Annotated in this window: 13 protein-coding genes; 4 read left to right on the top strand and 9 right to left on the bottom strand. The window is 52.4% G+C overall.

Annotation, left to right across the window (positions count from 1 at the left end):
• Positions 1 to 55 precede the first annotated feature (55 nt).
• From KJ970_14305 to KJ970_14285, 5 genes are all read right to left on the bottom strand, one after another.
• Positions 56 to 1,429 (bottom strand): fibronectin type III domain-containing protein, encoded by a 1,374-nt coding sequence (locus KJ970_14305; protein ID MBU2692089.1) that lies wholly within the window; start codon positions 1,427 to 1,429, stop codon positions 56 to 58.
• A gap of 330 nt (positions 1,430 to 1,759) precedes the next feature.
• Positions 1,760 to 4,774 (bottom strand): histidine kinase, encoded by a 3,015-nt coding sequence (locus tag KJ970_14300; GenBank protein MBU2692088.1) that lies wholly within the window; start codon positions 4,772 to 4,774, stop codon positions 1,760 to 1,762.
• 232 nt (positions 4,775 to 5,006) lie between these two features.
• A complete protein-coding gene (locus tag KJ970_14295) occupies positions 5,007 to 5,231 on the bottom strand; it encodes a DUF2892 domain-containing protein (GenBank protein ID MBU2692087.1) in 225 nt (74 codons plus the stop codon).
• A 72-nt stretch (positions 5,232 to 5,303) separates the two neighbouring features.
• Positions 5,304 to 6,578 carry a hypothetical protein gene (locus KJ970_14290; GenBank protein ID MBU2692086.1) on the bottom strand — a complete coding sequence of 425 codons (1,275 nt, stop codon included), beginning with the start codon at positions 6,576 to 6,578 and terminating at the stop codon, positions 5,304 to 5,306.
• Between the two features lie 59 nt (positions 6,579 to 6,637).
• Positions 6,638 to 9,766 carry an outer membrane lipoprotein-sorting protein gene (locus KJ970_14285; GenBank protein MBU2692085.1) on the bottom strand — a complete coding sequence of 1,043 codons (3,129 nt, stop codon included), beginning with the start codon at positions 9,764 to 9,766 and terminating at the stop codon, positions 6,638 to 6,640.
• 316 nt (positions 9,767 to 10,082) lie between these two features.
• Here KJ970_14285 and KJ970_14280 point away from each other — a divergent pair, with 316 nt between their 5' ends.
• The 4 genes from KJ970_14280 to KJ970_14265 all read left to right on the top strand — a co-directional run bounded on the left by KJ970_14280 (position 10,083) and on the right by KJ970_14265 (position 12,921).
• The gene (locus tag KJ970_14280; protein MBU2692084.1) at positions 10,083 to 10,652 is read left to right on the top strand and encodes a hypothetical protein; all 570 of its coding nucleotides are present in this window, start codon (positions 10,083 to 10,085) and stop codon (positions 10,650 to 10,652) included.
• Positions 10,653 to 10,931: 279 nt separating this feature from the next.
• Positions 10,932 to 11,264, top strand: a complete 333-nt coding sequence (locus KJ970_14275) for a hydrogenase maturation nickel metallochaperone HypA (GenBank protein MBU2692083.1) — start codon at positions 10,932 to 10,934, stop codon at positions 11,262 to 11,264.
• 26 nt (positions 11,265 to 11,290) lie between these two features.
• Complete coding sequence (hypB, locus tag KJ970_14270; GenBank protein MBU2692082.1) at positions 11,291 to 12,133, top strand: hydrogenase nickel incorporation protein HypB; 843 nt, start codon at positions 11,291 to 11,293, stop codon at positions 12,131 to 12,133.
• Positions 12,134 to 12,363: 230 nt separating this feature from the next.
• A complete protein-coding gene (locus tag KJ970_14265; GenBank protein ID MBU2692081.1) occupies positions 12,364 to 12,921 on the top strand; it encodes a hypothetical protein in 558 nt (185 codons plus the stop codon).
• Between the two features lies 1 nt (position 12,922).
• On the opposite strand, the gene KJ970_14260 is transcribed toward KJ970_14265, so the two are convergent.
• From KJ970_14260 to KJ970_14245, 4 genes are read right to left on the bottom strand one after another with little or no spacing between them, the layout of a single operon-like run.
• Positions 12,923 to 13,402 (bottom strand): hypothetical protein, encoded by a 480-nt coding sequence (locus KJ970_14260; protein MBU2692080.1) that lies wholly within the window; start codon positions 13,400 to 13,402, stop codon positions 12,923 to 12,925.
• Positions 13,399 to 14,763 (bottom strand): HAMP domain-containing histidine kinase, encoded by a 1,365-nt coding sequence (locus tag KJ970_14255; protein MBU2692079.1) that lies wholly within the window; start codon positions 14,761 to 14,763, stop codon positions 13,399 to 13,401. Before KJ970_14255 ends, KJ970_14260 begins: the two co-directional genes overlap by 4 nt.
• The gene (locus tag KJ970_14250; GenBank protein MBU2692078.1) at positions 14,760 to 15,152 is read right to left on the bottom strand and encodes a response regulator; all 393 of its coding nucleotides are present in this window, start codon (positions 15,150 to 15,152) and stop codon (positions 14,760 to 14,762) included. The genes KJ970_14255 and KJ970_14250 overlap by 4 nt, the downstream gene beginning before the upstream one ends.
• A complete protein-coding gene (locus KJ970_14245; protein ID MBU2692077.1) occupies positions 15,127 to 15,612 on the bottom strand; it encodes a hydrogenase maturation protease in 486 nt (161 codons plus the stop codon). The genes KJ970_14250 and KJ970_14245 overlap by 26 nt, the downstream gene beginning before the upstream one ends.
• Position 15,613 lies beyond the last annotated feature (1 nt).

Raw genomic sequence — 15,613 nt, 5'->3', positions numbered from 1 at the left:
TTGCCCCGTCCGGAGGTCCGGACGGAGCGCCTTACGACGATGGTTGAGATCGGAATCAGTTCTCCGGATAGAAGGGAGCCCAATCCGGCTCGTCATAGGAGAGAACGCCATACTGGTTCGAATGAGCGACCTCCCGCGAGTTAGAGACGGAGACGCTGGTGCCGGTGACGGTGTAGTCCGCCTTGTAGAGCGACGTCGCGCTCGCCATAAAACGATCAAAGGCGATCTCGTCGTCCAGAGGAGACGGCGCGATCCAATACGGCGCCGCCGGAGAAAGGCCTAGCGCGGCGGTGATCTCAGTCTCGATCCGCGAGTCGATATGAAGGGCGTAGATACTCCAATCGGCTCCTTCCAGTTGATTTATAAAGAGGAACTCGCCGTCCTGGGACCAACCACCGCGTCGGATGTCGGAGAAGCCATTGTAGACATTTACCACTTCCTTGTTGTTCCCGTCCGCATCCATCACAACCCAATCATAGTGCAGCGCCTTGCTCCTGGTGAGCGACCTCGCGAAGAAGGCGATCTTCGTTCCGTCCGGTGACCAGATCGGCATATAACCCCCATCAATGGTGACGTCGGTGCCGTCTGGCTCTTCCATCGCTTCCCCGCTGTGGGTGAGCTGGGTGAGACCGCTGCCACTCTCATTGATGACGAAGATATTCCGACCAGGGTAGTTCGATTCCGCACCCCCCCACGCCTGGAAGACAATCTTCTCTTCCGCCGGCGAGCCGTCGAGATGCTCCACATTCATCTGTGCGGCGTCAGTGAGCCTCTCCACATTGACTCCATCGAAGGCATCGCACCCGAAGATCGCCTTGGTGCCGCTTCCCGCCGGTTTAGCCATGAAGTAAACCCGGCGGCAACCATACCCGAATGCCCAATAATCCCCGTTTCCATCATACGTGCCGTTTGGCTCAACAATCACCGAATCCTCACCGGTCACGGGATCGATGATGGCGTACTTTCCGCCAGAGGAAGCGACCAACATCAAACTACTCGGGAGGGTTGTGTCTACCGCCGTGTTGGAGAGGTCGGACCAATTCGGCTCCTCGTCCGCAACCTTCAGGGCAAAGAAGTACTCTGTTCCTCCGCGAAGGTTCGTAACGGTGAAGGTCTGCGGCGTTCCTGCTGCGGCCGGATTCGGCTCGCCGGCCGCTTTTGTTGCGTTCGACCAATTCGCCACCGTGATGTCCGCGGTGGCAAAGCGGATGTCGTAGTCGCTTGCTGTACCGCTCGTATTGTCATCGCCCGTCGCGGTCCAGGTGAGCTGGATACTGTTTTCGGTTGCATCAGATGCGGCTAGATCGTTCACGGCCGAGGGAGCGATGGCGTCGCCCGGTCCGGACGGCTTGTCATCGTCGTTACAACCGAGACCAAGAAGGATGAAAATGAGCGTGATCGATGCGATCAACCATTTGTGGAGGTTCATGACCAATTCCTCTCGATGTCATATGTTTTTGCGCCTGCAAATCATACCGGCGCGCTGTGATTTTGCGGATAAACTTCTTAGGGAGGATACACGTTTTGAGGAGAGATTACTTGCAAAAAACGGGATCTATTGATTCATGGCCATCATTGACGCTAAGTAGTGACCTGTAGCGCCCAAACCAGACTCGGAGCAAAGAACCAGATCAGACAAGCAGACAATTTCATGAGATTCCTCCAGAACCTTTGAGCCATTGTACAGCTGATAACGGATCCTGCCCGCGATGTGGCTTTACCCGGCCTCGGCAGGCGCTGGTATTGGTTTGAATCAGATTCAGCTCGAGGAGCTTCCACTTTCCCGTGTCAGTGACCATCCCGGCTGGAAAACGGCGCCCTTTCCGCTCCGGCTATCAACGACAATTTCAAATGATTCGGAAAAGGCAATGTGACGGATTGTTTCCGTCTCCCACGCCGCCGGTTGCTCGTTTAGCCAAGTCTGATTGATAAATGATATAGGATCTTGGGAGTTCATGGTGAAATAGCCTATTCCAAACGAAGTTATATTCTGAAAGAAATGCGTTCCCTGAGAAGGAGCAATTTGGATATCTTTCATCTCCGATTCTACAATGCAGCGAACACCCGAAATCTGCGACCATGTAACGGGGATACCCAGCCAGGGATCGGCGCTACCCCAACGGCCCGGACCGATCAGCAGGTATGGACGCCCCGCCTGTCTCAATTGCCGGTTGAGCAGTCCCACCTCATTGGCGATCTCTTTGGTTTGGCTCCGATCGAAATCCTCATCGCGAATATATATGATATCGCGGATTCCAGTGAACCGGCCGTGGCCAAGGGCGCTTCCCGACATGCAGATAATTTGATCCTTTGGTGTTTCCCCGATATTTATCGCTTCGGACACCGTGCTGAAAACCAACGGCCGGATCTGCAGACAGGCGAATTCATGAGGCTCTTCTTTGGAAGGATGCAGCGTCACGGCAAATTCCATCTCTACATGACATGAAAATCCGGCGACGCCGACATCCAGAATAAACCGAAGGACCTCAGGTAAAGGGAAATGAGTCCCTGTCAAGACTCCCGCCATTGAAACCAGACTAATACCCTTCCGATGAACACCTTCATATATCTTGTCATTCTGCGGTGAGTAGACGGATCCCACCGCATCCAATGTCCCGTGTTTAAGCGCCGTGCCAAGATCGAGTAGCACCAGATTGCTTTTGACGGGTTCATCCGCCGACCCCGTAGGGCCTGGTCTTTGAAGATCCAATCCATAGAATTCACGCTGGGAATTTTTCAAATAATCCTTTGTCGAAGAAAACTGATACAACCTTTGCGGTTGAGAAGGGGAAAAGCGCACAGCCATTCCCCCATCGACCACCATACTGCCAAGGCCGAGAGCGATGGAGGCGACACCATCCTCCGCTTTCATCCCTTCCATGGGGTAATAATCATATGAGCGAGCGACGCCGGCGAAATTCGGGTAGACATAATGATCATGTTGTCTTCCAACAATCTGTTGAATTACAACAGCCATCTTTTCTTCTTCGAGTCGATTCGGAGTCGATTCGATATAGCTCTTGGAATCGTTATAGTAGGTCGATGCATAAACAAGACGAATAGCCCTGCAAAGTTCATCCAACCGGATTTCGATATCTTCATTATTGTTAGGCAGCATGAAAGTCTGAAAGATTCCGGCAAACGGTTGATAGGAAGCATCCTCTAGAAGACTGGAGGACCGGACCGCTAAAGGGTAGGTCACTTCCTGCAGGTAAGCCCGGAGCGCCTGCGAGGTTTTCTCAGGGAGCCTGGCTTTGAGAAAAGCCTCGCGTATTTTATCGTCATCGCTTTCATTGAGGGCAAGCTGCGTGAGGTTGGACTCCTCCATAAATTTGTCAAAGACGCCAGTGGCCAACACCGTTGATGGGGGAACCGAAATCTTGATACCGGCAAACCGATCCTCAATATCATAATCCTTTAACAATGAATTCAAGAATGCCAAACCCCGGCCCTTGCCGCCAAGCGATCCCGAGCCGATCTTGGTGAAACCCTCCTCGGCCTCGAACGAGTCCGTGGAAAACTCCTCGACAAGTCCGGCGCGACTCTGATCCCGATAATCTCTCAGCGTCTGAACAAGGTACTCGCGAAGCGCGGCCGGTGATTTGAATTCTTCCGGCTTGCGGGGACGCAAAGCCTTGGCCAAATCATACTCAGTTCTCGCCATAAGCCATGTTGAAAAGTCATTCCTTTGCGCATGATGCAGAATTGAATCATCAGGCACCCTTTTCAGGCCTCGTGTGAGGCCCCGGAGATCCGAGGCTCTCATGATTTCCGATTCATCCGGGTGTCTGAAAATGAAGTCCCCGAACCCAAGATAGTTCCTCATGAATTCCTGAACATCATGAAGCAGAGTGGGCGAGTTCTTATCGATAAATGTTGAACCGGTGGCGCTTGCCTTATCCCTATTCGACGTGTCGCTCGACTGCATCAACACGGGTGTCCGAATATCGTGGGTTTTAACCATTTTTGCGAATTGGAGGCCCGCCGAAGGATCGATCTTTCCATTTTTGGGGAACCTCGCATCAACAATCACTCCGAGAATGTGATCACGGTATCTTTCGTAAGATTCCAATCCCCCTTCGTAGCTGGCTGACCAAAGGATTTTGGGTCTCGCCCGCATGCGAAGAAGCCGCTGCATGCGATTGACGCCTTCCGTCATGAGTCCCTGCGTCTGCTCCATGATCTCGGTATAGAGCAGGGGCAGATACGACGAATAGAACCGGGCGTTATCTTCAATCAGGATAATCGTCTTTACGCCGGCCACCTCTGCATCATGGCGAGCATTCATAACATCTTCATAACACTTGATAATGGCGAGAAAGAGACGAACATCCCCCTGCCAGACGAAGATATGATCCACCCCCGGGATGGGTTCACGAGCCTTTAACATGGCAAGCTCACGGGTATCATATGCGAGCAGAACAAGGGGCAGGTCCGGGGCGATCTCACGCAGCGCCTTGCCGAACTCAAAGATGTCGGTGTCGCCAACGCGAAGCATTGAGATGATAAGATCGGGCTGCTCGGTGCGCACATTCTCCAGGGCCGCTTCCGCCGTAGAGACCCGGCTGATTGAGGGGGCATAGCTCAGATTCAAATCGAGATACTCTGAAAAGAGCATCTCCGTCAGATTCCCGTCTTCCTGAAAAGTAAATGAATCATAGAGGCTGGAAACGAGCAGGATATTGCTGATCCGCCAGGGCATCAGTGAAGAGAAAGAAATTCGTTTCTTCTCCAAATGTCCCGCGATTTCTTCGAGAGTCTTGTATCGCACCATCAGAGCTCCATTACAGCTTGCTTCTCATGTCAGTTCGCCAAACGGCTACGCGGCTCCGGCTGGCAGTCCCAGGAACATCGTCCATCTAGGGAATCTAACATCAGGAAGGGGGTGCGCCAAGATGAAGCTGAATGATGAAACTTGATGAGGAGAGGGTGGAACCGGGGGCGCTGATGAGCTGCCGTTCATTTTTGGATAACCCCCGGCCCCGGAAGAAGTAAGCTGATTCCCGCTACTGCAGCGACCCAGCGCTTTGCCCAACGCCGGCCTTGCGAAGCATCCTCTCCAGCGGGCAGAGCCCTGTTATACTGCTTTGGAATAGGTTTACTCCGACGAAGGCTGTGAAGAGAAACCAGCCGGGATGAACCCACCACCCCAAGGCCAGGCTGGCGAGTATAAAGACACCAGCAAAGCGGCGGATGACCATCTCCATGGATGAGCTTTGATGATTTTTCATCGGATCAACTCCTTTTTATTCGCACTCTGTTCCTTCGCATTATTCTTCCTCGTTCTGAGGTCCTGGCCTGTCTTAAAATGAATAACGCAGCCTAAGATAGACATTGTCATTATCTTCGAACTGGCCGAAGAGTGTTTGCTCGTACTCGCCGCCGAATAGATTCGCCCCCAGTGAGACTTCCATGGGATCGCTGAGCTTGTAGCTTGCATTGGCCCTCACATAGAAATCCTCATCAGTAGGCGAGTAGAAAGTGAACAATGACAGCATTATTGTCTGATACTTGAGCCAGCGCGTCAGACGCATCGTATAGAGCTGCCGAAGCTCTTCTTTTTCATAGGCCCCCGGCTGAATTCCGCCGGCGTACAGATCGTGATTCTGCATCTGCTCGAAATAACCCTGCAGACCGAGTTGAAGGTCCGTCATAAGCTGACGGTCGAATCCGGCCATTCCGCGCAGCGTACTGTTCTCAACGAAGGGATTGTCTCCGTCCTGGTCATCCCGGCTGTCGTAATAGCCGCCCTCTAAATTAAACACACCGCCCAACAGACCGCGACGCAAGCTGGCACCATAGACATTCAGTCTGGGGTAGAAAGTCTGTTGGGAGGTCGTGTTGAATCCAACCGGTTGGCGGAAATACCCCCGGTAGCCGTACAGAGCCGCTTCCCAGCCGCTGATCTGGCGGGAAAGGCGGATGGCGATTTCGCCCTTATCCAAATTGTTTTCAGGTTCCACCGGGATGATCGGCATGTTCATGGGATTATAGAAGGTCAACCGGTCGGGTGTCGGTAGGCGATCCGGCTCAAATCGCGGCATGGCGATGACATTGATATCGAACAGGCCGCTATAGACTCCGGCTCTGAAGACATCCATGGGAGCTTTGAGATATTGATCCTCGCGGCCGATGAAGAAGCTTTGCCAATCCTTGGGGAAGACATCATTGATAAAGAGAAGATCGCCTGTCCCCCATGTTGTTATCTGCCGGCCGATTTTGAAATCGACCGCTCCAAAACCGGTATAGGTGAAATAGGCTTCCCGAATCTCCAAATCACCGCCGCGATCATCGAAAGAATCAAAGAAATAATCGAGACGGGCGAAATATTCGCCGGTATCGCCGTAGTCATTGAGCCTCAATTGAAACCGTGTTTCACGCGCCGTATAGCTGCCCTCATCGAATCCCCCGCCTTCCGTCAAGCGCACACCATTGAGGCCTTCGATAAACCCATGGATCTCCTGCCCCCACCCCGCGGACGGAATCATAACGGCGGCCAGGACCAGAACGGTGAGGACTTTGCCCAGTAACTTTCCCCGGGGAGTTCTATCACTGATACGATCGCCTGCTGTATTCATGATTTCACCTTCTCTTCCCATGTTTGGTTCCGCCATTCGTTCTATCACACCCTTCGTGTTTACTTGATATATTCCCGTGGAGGATTCTTCAGATAGCGCTCCGCAAAGATATCCGGCTCGACACCGACGTTGTATTTAACCTCGCTGAAGGTGACGACGGTATGGTGATCCCGCTTGAGATCCTTCATTGTGCGGGTTGTCACCGTAGAGAATCCGTCAATCTCCTTGATTTCATCTGCGGTGAAGAGCCGGATCATTTCGTCCTTTTTGTCAAAGTACTCTTCCTTCAAAGGCAGGCGCCGCTCTCTATCGATGTAGGAAATCCGGTAGGCCCACTTGGCGCCGTCGTTTGGAGTGCTCTTGACGATGTAGACGGGGGTTCCGTCCAGCTCTCCCTCACCGGTCAACTCGTGTGCATCATCCAGCCAATGGCGGCCGGAGACATCTTCATAGCTGAAGTCGCTTCCAACAAAGCTGCTGTTTTTATCATTCGAGCTGATTCGGCGGACCAGGTCGACGGCCGGGATATAGATCCAGCGGTCATCGTCCTTATCTACTTGTTTGATCACCATGAAAGTTGTCCGGCGGACATCAGCCGGTTTATTAAAGTATGTATAATACCGCTGCTCACCACCGTCTTCGCCATCCCAACGGAGCATCGTAAACTCACGTTCACGCTCGCGGCCGTTCTTATCGACCAGAGTCATTTTCACCTCAGCGATACCATCATCTCCGGCATAGAAAAGATTCATATGAGCCTGCTTCATGATTTCCACGGCGTCGGTCTCTGCGGCTTCAACCGGAGAGATCAGCGGCATGAGAGCCTGCCCGGCGAAAAGGAGCAGAACAGCCGTCGCGGCTGCAGGCGCCAACCGGCTTTTCCGCTGCTTGGCCGCGGCCGCATAGAAAAGCGACGGCCTCAGGGCGGTGATGGCGGGCAGAAGAACCAGCGTCACAAGGCCGCTGACCATCATGATGAGAAAGAAGAATAAACCCACCGTGAAATACGGCGTTAATGAGGCGAAAAGCATCGGCACGAAGCCGATGGCCAGAACCATGACGTTCCGGAAAATCGCCCGTCCGGTACCCTCAAATGTTCTTATCATTGTCTCCTCGTAATTCTTTGTTTCTTTGTGTATCTCCCGACTTCGCTGAATGAAGTGGATGGCGAAATCAATGGAGAGCCCAAGCGTCAATGAGCTCAGAACAGCCACCGGCATGTCATAATCCTTGCCGAACCATCCCAGCAGACCATAGATAAAGGCGATGGTGCCGGTGAGGGGCAGCATTGAGACTAGACCCCAAATGAGCGACCGAAAGAGGATCGTCATCATGATGAAGACCGTGATGAAGCTTCCCAGCAACGCCTTGCCCATACCCTTGACCATCTTGTCCTGCCACACAATGTTCACATAACTAAGACCGGCCCAACCCTTCTCTAATCCGTCAGGAATGGGATTCGCCGCCATGTAGATTTCAGCCGACTCAACGACCGACTGAACAGCATTGTTATCGCCTTCATGCATCTGCACCCAGATGATGGCTTTGTTGGCTTCGGGTGTGATGAAATGATAAAGATCGTCGGGATTTCCACCGCTCATCTCGTAGAGGAATAGGTATTGAGCAACCGCCTCGCGACTATCCGGGATCACCATTTGCTCAGGATCCTCAAAGGCGAGTTCAAAACCAACTTTCTTGACGACATCCGCGACAGAGGAGGTGGCCCCGACATTAGAATGGTCCATGAGGTGCTTCTGCAGGGACTCAATATAGGTCATGACCTCGGGATCCTTAATCCGGCCTTCTTCATCCCCGCCGAGCTCCAGGTAGGCTATATAGGTTCCGGCAAGATGCTCGTTCATAATTCTATCAGCGACCCTCAGCGGATGATTTGATTTGAACCAGCGCACCGGATTGTCATTCACGCGAATCTTACTGAGGCCGATGATTGAAAAGATGAGAATCAATACCGAGACGCCTGTCACGGCCCAACGGCCTCTCATCGAAAGCCTGCGGACGGTCTGAAGGTAATTTGCCATTCCCGTCTTTTTCGCCGAGTGGCAAACCAAGGGATCCTTCCCCCGATGTGACTCGAGCATGACGAGCGCGGGAAGGAACGTCATCGACATCAACCAGGCCGCCAGAATGCCGGCCGCGACAAATCCGCCAAAGATCTGGACGGGAGGAATCGGTGTCAGCATAAGGCTGCCGAATCCCACAATTGTCGTGATGGTCGTGAACAGGATCGGCTTAAAGAGGTGTGTCAGCGACTGGCGCACGGCCTCTTCCGTGCTTCCGCAGCGGCCGCGGCGGTCATACATGTCGCTGAGAATATGAATGGATGGAAGGATCGCGATCGGGATTAGGAAAATGGGGATCATGGAGCTCATAATATGAACTGTAAATCCGGTGCCGATCAGAGCACCCATCCCCCAGATAACCGACATAACGGCCACCAGCATTGCGGTGCCGACCGTACGCGGTTCGCGGAAGAAGAAAAGCATCAACAAAAAGATAACAAGGCCGGCTAATGGCGCCGAGACAGCCATCTGCTTGAACATCGCCGCGCCGAATGTGTCCTGAGCCACCGGCTGTCCCGCAAGATAGTATTCTTCGTCGCCGCCCATATTGTTAGCGATCGTCGTGATTTTCTGGGCGATTTCGAAACTGATATCTTTACTTTCAAGAGGAATGAAAAGGGCGATAGCCCGTCCGTCATCGCTGGCCAGCTTGCCGCGAAGGATGGGATTCTGCCGGATCCGCTCCAGTATAAGGTCGGCGCCGGCTTGATCCTCAGGCGCTTCTCCCATGAGAGGAGAAACGCGCAGGATGCCACCCTCCTCGACCGTTATGTCATCGACGTCAGCCGGAGCGAGCAGATCGTCGGTGATAACGCCATCCAGCTCGCGGATCTCATTGGTCATCTCCTGCACCCGCGCAAGCCGTTCGGGGGTAAACATTCCCGCTTCATGAACGATTCCCAAGACGAGGAAATCGCGAAGGTTGAAGTTCTCCTTCACTTCAGAGTGGAAGACCCGAACCTGTTCATTCTCCGGCAGCATATTCTCGGGATCGGTGTCGATCTTGATGCGAGGAAATTGCGCCAAGAACGCCAGGGTGATCAAGGCAGTGATGATGAGAACCCACTTGGGTCGTCTGATGGCTATATTAATTAAAAAATCTCTCACGGCAGCCCCCCTCATAAGTGAAGTAAGTGTTTTGTTGCACACTATCCAGTAGTGCAATGGGCATGCCAAAGTAGAGAACCCATCAAAAAAGAAAGTTTCATTTTCAATACGTTGTTATAAATGGCTTTACAGCCCTACTCCTGTTTGATTTCTGAAGAGTTGGCGCAACATGATGTTGCAAACGATGCACCCAATTGCAGCATGTTGCGCAACGTTGCGCAACATACGCAACGGGCATATCGCCCTCCGTGACAGGTCATTAGCTATTGGTCGCGGGGTTTTTAGACTTGCTCTCCTGGTTTTCAGCTTCGTATTCGTGTTCTCATTTTCTTCCGCAGCTGTTGTCCAGGATTTTGGATCTTATGGGGATCCTCCCGCCGGAACGGTCATTTTCGGTGATCATCCTTATGGCATTCCCGCCGACGGAACCTTCTTTCCCGACTTCATCGTGAGCGCCGTCAATCATGGCAATGGCCCGCAATCCTTAATCATCTTTGATTCGAGCCACCCGACCGGTGATGACTTCGATCTGGGAACACCGAATGAAACCTGTGATCCCCCGGGACCGGGCCAGGGACAAGGCGGCGAACAAGGTCAGCAGGGCGAGAATTGTGAACCTTTGTACAATCTCCTCATCATTGCCGAGAATATTGTTGATGCCAACGGGGACGGTCGCGTGGATGATCCGGATGATGACGCCGGTGGTGGAGAGATTCTCTTCGAATTCGATTCTCCCTTCATCATTGACTACATCACCATTATGGATATTGACAAGGTCGCCTTTAGCAGCAGTGGCGCCATCGGCCGGATTGAGTACCATCCCGAAACACAGCCGACACCCATCAAGTTTAATACCTGGGGTACGATCAAGCCCAGTGACCGCTAGAATTTTGAAGATTGGCCTTTTATTGGGGAGAGCGGCGACGCTCTCCCCCTTTTTTTTACCGGCCTTAAGACCCGCTCATTTCGCTGCCGGTAAAATGCCCATCGCCGGGAGTGATACGGTGTTGCCGAAACACAGAACGTCTCGCGGCGAAACAACACATTTTGTTGATAAACAGGCCATTACGAGATAGGCTAGTGCCCAGTCGACCCTCCATGCAAAACCTGATACGATAAAGAGGTTATGGCTGATCCGGCGATCGAGGATGGTTCTATGCACGAGATGTCCATAGCTTTAAATATTATCAACATCGCCGGCAGGGAAGCCCAGGAGCACGGCGCGGCGGAAATTCGCTCTATCAATATAGAGATCGGCGCGCTGGCCGGCGTGGAAATTTCCGCATTGGAGTTCTGCTACCGGGTCGCGCGCAAAGGCACCGCCGCCGATCGAGCCGAGTTGGTGATTGACGAGATCCAAGCCCTGGGATTCTGCCGCCATTGTGAGAAGGAATTTCCGATCGATTTCTTCGTGTCGATTTGCCCCGATTGCGGAGAAGCGGTCAATGAGATCCGGAAAGGCAGGGAGTTGCGTGTTCGATCGATTCAGATTGTCTAACGAGGAGCTTTTCAGGAGGATGCGACATGTGTGATCATTGCGGATGCGGTCAGCCGGCCGACAGTGTCACGTACCGTAAGCCGGGTCACCATCACGATCATCACGATCACGATCATCACGATCACGATCATCACCATCATGATCATCACCATCATGGTCATCACGATCATGATCATCAGGCACCGACCGGCAGCCGGGAGGTGGCCGTCGAGCAGGATATCCTCCAGCTGAATAACCTTCTTGCACAAAGAAACCGGGGCTGGTTTGAGGCGAAGGAGATCCTTGCCTTGAATCTCGTCTCCTCTCCGGGTTCCGGCAAGACAACATTGCTCGAATGCACCATCTCCGGCCTTCAGAATGACCCAGCCGTCGCGGTGATCGAGGGAGATCAACAGACTTTGAGGGATGCCGAGCGAATCGCCGCAACCGGCGCTCCTGTATTACAAATCAACACTGGCCACGGCTGCCACCTCAATGCTGAAATGATTCACAAGGCCTGCCACGAACTGAATCCGGTCCACGGCTCTATTTTGATGATCGAAAATGTAGGAAATCTCGTCTGCCCGGCCTTATTCGATTTGGGCGAGGCGGCCAAGATTGTGATTATCAGCGTTACCGAGGGCGATGACAAACCGATGAAGTACCCCACCATGTTTGCGGTTTCATCCCTCTGCTTGATCAACAAGATCGATCTGCTTCCGTATGTGAATTTCAATGTACAAGCATGTAAAGAAGCCGCGCTAAAGGTCAATCCGTCATTGGAATTCATAGAAATTTCAGCAACGCAGGGCGATGGAATACAAGCTTGGTTGAAGTGGCTTCGGAATTATAAAGAAAGCCATCCCGCCGATCCCCCGCAGAGTCATTGATAGACTCCGCCCGGGCTATCGGATAAAACCGCCAGTTTCTGGGGTCGGCTGGCCAGAATCTGGCACATAAGCGCCTCTGATTCACAGCCGGTGCGACGAATCACCGGGCAGTAATCACACTATCTCCTATTCTCCCAATGAGTTACAACCAAAATCGCCGATTGGCACCTCTTTTGCCAAGTAGATAATGTTCGCTGAGAAGAACAGAATTTTAACAGAAGGAGAATCTCATGCAGCGCATACCAAGAACACTCGTACTCAGCATTGCTTTTTTTATGGCTTTCTTGACCGGGATGGCTTTATCGGATCATCATGATGCCGGATCTCACGCCATGGCCGAGAAATCTGCCGATGGAGAGATGGGTGAACATTCAGACAGTGTCGGACTTCATGGTGGAAAGCTCAGCATAACTGATCATCATCAGTTCGAGACACTCTTCGCAAAGGATGGGATACGGGTTTTCATTTACTCGGCCCAACAGGCCCCGATGATGATACAAAAATCAACCGGAACGGCCACTTTGATTTATAAGAATAAAACGAAGGAAGTGATCCCCTTGCTACAGCAAAAACCGGCTGACGATGAAACCTCCATCTATTTTTGCCCGATGCATCCGGATGTCGTTCAAATGGAGCCTGGCCAGTGCAAGCTCTGTGGCGGGATGACTCTCTTCATACAAGATTATCTCTTTGCACGGGCCGACCTTTCCACGATCGAACCGGGCTCAGTGAATGTTGAGATACAACTCAAGGATCTGAAAGGTATTGAATCTGAAGTGACATATTAGATCATTCCGGCCAGGAGATGCGTGTTTTCAAGCAGCGGATTGTCCGCTGGCAGTCATCCGCGTTGATGACAAAAGAGATACTGTTCACAGAGGAATTGATCGAATGAGTATAGATCTCCTCCCGGCGGAGCGCGCCATAGACAACGCCGGCAATCGATGCCTTTTCGTAGAAATGAGGACCGTAGATGGTGAGGACCATCGTGTTTTCTACAGTCTTCAGTCGCTGGGGGGCGCACCCTTTCTGGATGCCTTCCCTTAGATTGCGCAATTGATAGAGGTGTTCCAGGGGGACGCACAATGACATGTTCCGCAGTCCGTCAGCTCCATTGCTGACGGCAAGATAGGAAATGGGGATCTTCGCATCACCGAAGAGATCCAAAATATCGAATTTCCCGCATGCTTTCAGATCGTATCCCAGGATTTCGAGGAGGCAAAGGTCCTCGCGTCGAATCAGGCCGCCGCATTCGATTTTATCCGTCATAACTTCTTCGTTGTCGGCAGATAGATTGTAAAAGTGGACCCCTTGCCCTGCTCACTCTCCACCTGGACCGCTCCTCCCAATTGTTCCACAAATTGCTTCACGATATGCAACCCCAGACCGGTTCCAGCCGAGGAGATCTCTCTGGCCTCCGGTGAGCGGTAGAATTCTTCAAAAACGCGTTCCCGGTTCTCCGGCGCGATTCCGATTCCCGAATCGGCAACACTAATTGCGATCTGGACGCCGAGATCCCGCACCGTAATATCAATTTGGCCATCCGTACGATTATACCGTACGGCATTGCTGATGAGATTGCCAATCATCATCTCAATCATCGTCTCATTGCCCCGCAGAATAACCGTCGGCTGCGGCAGATGCGTTTCAACCCTGATTTGCTTCTCGGTGATCCTCTCCGTATGCTTCTGCAAAAGAAGGTCGATCATCTCGTTGAGATTGATTTCTTTAACATCCTGAACGGCATGCATCCTGGTTTTTGTTATTTCCGAAAGATCTTTAACAATATTGATCGCCTGATTTAGCCGCTTTACAGCGCGTAGCAGCATATCTCTGGATTTTTCGGGAAGCTCATCGCCGGAAAGCTGAAGGACTGCCTCAAGCGCACTTTGCGCTGTCACAATCGGCGTTTTCACCTCGTGCGAAACATAACGAAAGAAATCGATCTTCGCCTTGTCGGCGACAATGAGCTGCCGCTGGCGCAGGACCAGCTCATCCTTGATGGAGCGGTTATGCCTCATAATCCTGGCGCCGAGATAGGCTATACCGAAAAGCACGGGCCAAAAGACAACCAACGTCACCGTAATGTACGGTAGGCTGCTGGAGGCGGTCATCCCTTCCATAAGCTGATAATGGGGCAGGATCCCGGTGAATTCACCGATCACCAGCCCGGTAAACATGAGGGCGGCGGCAAATGTTATCTGATAAATCTCGCGGCCCTTAAACAGCAAGCTGGCGATCAATACATGCGGGGCATAAATGAAATAGAAGGGATTCTCCAATCCACCTGAAAAGTTCAATAAAACAGTGACAAACAATAGATCCAGAATCATTTCGATCTTGACCATCCGGATCTCCGCCTTGAACTCGGTTGGAGCAACGCGGCGATTGCGAATGACATAGGTGACATTGAGCAGAAGCAAGACAGCAAGTACTAAGATGATTTGAGGCAAGGGGAGCGGAATGTGATAAACCGCTTCGGCCAAAAGCACCAGGGCCATAATCCAGGCCCCAACCCCCCACCGGATCCGGTTAAACCAATCGGTGCGGATGCGAAGAGAGGTCGCAGAAACAAACTGCGCGGAATCCTCCGCAATCAGTTCGGTATCGGCCGTCTTATCATTCATCATGCATTCGCTGGCAAATGTTTCCTCACAAGGTCCACGAGCGCTTTAGGACTGACCGGCTTTTCGATGAACTCATCCACAGGAAGAAACTCTTGGTCCTTATCCCTATCGAAACTGTAGCCGGTTTGATCGGATACGGCCGACAGCATCAGGATAGGGATATCTTTGGTGTCATCACCCTTGCGCAGCTCGTAGGCCACCTGGAATCCCTCATCAATATCCTCCAGCATAACATCCAGCAAAATGATGTCAGGATTCTTTTGGCGCGCCAACTCAATCCCGCGAGCTCCGTTCTGCGCATCAATCACCTCGAAACCTTCCGCTTCGAGGGTCAGCCGGATGACCTCCACCAGGTCGATGTCGTCGTCAATGATCAGAATGGTCCGATTCATAGGACTGAACCTCCGCTTCGATACTCGCCAGAATCTCCGGAATGGCCGCAGCCACACTATTTGAGAGCCCTTGATCGATTTCCACGATCTCGGGTTCCACTCCGATAATCACCAAACGTTCCGGCACCTTGTCGATCCGCCGGGCCAATTCCAATGTCTCCGCCAGACCAAACCCGTGAAGCGAGAGCCGATCCCACCGGATCCTCTGGGAGACTTCATCCGGCAAAAAACGGGCGACGCCGCCGGGGGGCAAACCCATCTTCGCTGCATCAATGATGACATGTAATCCGTCGTTAGTGAAGTGTTCTACCAACGAAAGGGAATCGGTTTGCGCATCTATCAACTCGGCATTCGGGAAGAGGGATTCCTCCCGAATACGGGTCAAGACCGCGGCGCCAACCCCGTCATCCCCGTAATACGGATTTCCAACGGCGATGATCTTCACCATGTCGATTTCCACC

This window comes from Candidatus Eisenbacteria bacterium, assembly GCA_018831195.1.
In the GTDB taxonomy this organism is placed as follows: Bacteria; Eisenbacteria; RBG-16-71-46; order CAIMUX01; family JAHJDP01; genus JAHJDP01.
Note: the sequence above shows the minus strand (reverse complement) of the source record. Positions and strands in the feature narration are given on the sequence as shown.

What these genes read in the sequence shown, in the direction of transcription:
- KJ970_14305 (MBU2692089.1), bottom strand. Translation starts at nt 1,429, where the DNA reads ATGAACCTCCACAAATGGTTGATCGCATCGATCACGCTCATTTTCATC.
- KJ970_14300 (MBU2692088.1), bottom strand. Translation starts at nt 4,774, where the DNA reads ATGGTGCGATACAAGACTCTCGAAGAAATCGCGGGACATTTGGAGAAG.
- KJ970_14295 (MBU2692087.1), bottom strand. Translation starts at nt 5,231, where the DNA reads ATGAAAAATCATCAAAGCTCATCCATGGAGATGGTCATCCGCCGCTTT.
- KJ970_14290 (MBU2692086.1), bottom strand. Translation starts at nt 6,578, where the DNA reads ATGAATACAGCAGGCGATCGTATCAGTGATAGAACTCCCCGGGGAAAG.
- KJ970_14275 (MBU2692083.1), top strand. Translation starts at nt 10,932, where the DNA reads ATGTCCATAGCTTTAAATATTATCAACATCGCCGGCAGGGAAGCCCAG.
- hypB (MBU2692082.1), top strand. Translation starts at nt 11,291, where the DNA reads ATGTGTGATCATTGCGGATGCGGTCAGCCGGCCGACAGTGTCACGTAC.
- KJ970_14265 (MBU2692081.1), top strand. Translation starts at nt 12,364, where the DNA reads ATGCAGCGCATACCAAGAACACTCGTACTCAGCATTGCTTTTTTTATG.
- KJ970_14260 (MBU2692080.1), bottom strand. Translation starts at nt 13,402, where the DNA reads ATGACGGATAAAATCGAATGCGGCGGCCTGATTCGACGCGAGGACCTT.
- KJ970_14255 (MBU2692079.1), bottom strand. Translation starts at nt 14,763, where the DNA reads ATGATGAATGATAAGACGGCCGATACCGAACTGATTGCGGAGGATTCC.
- KJ970_14250 (MBU2692078.1), bottom strand. Translation starts at nt 15,152, where the DNA reads ATGAATCGGACCATTCTGATCATTGACGACGACATCGACCTGGTGGAG.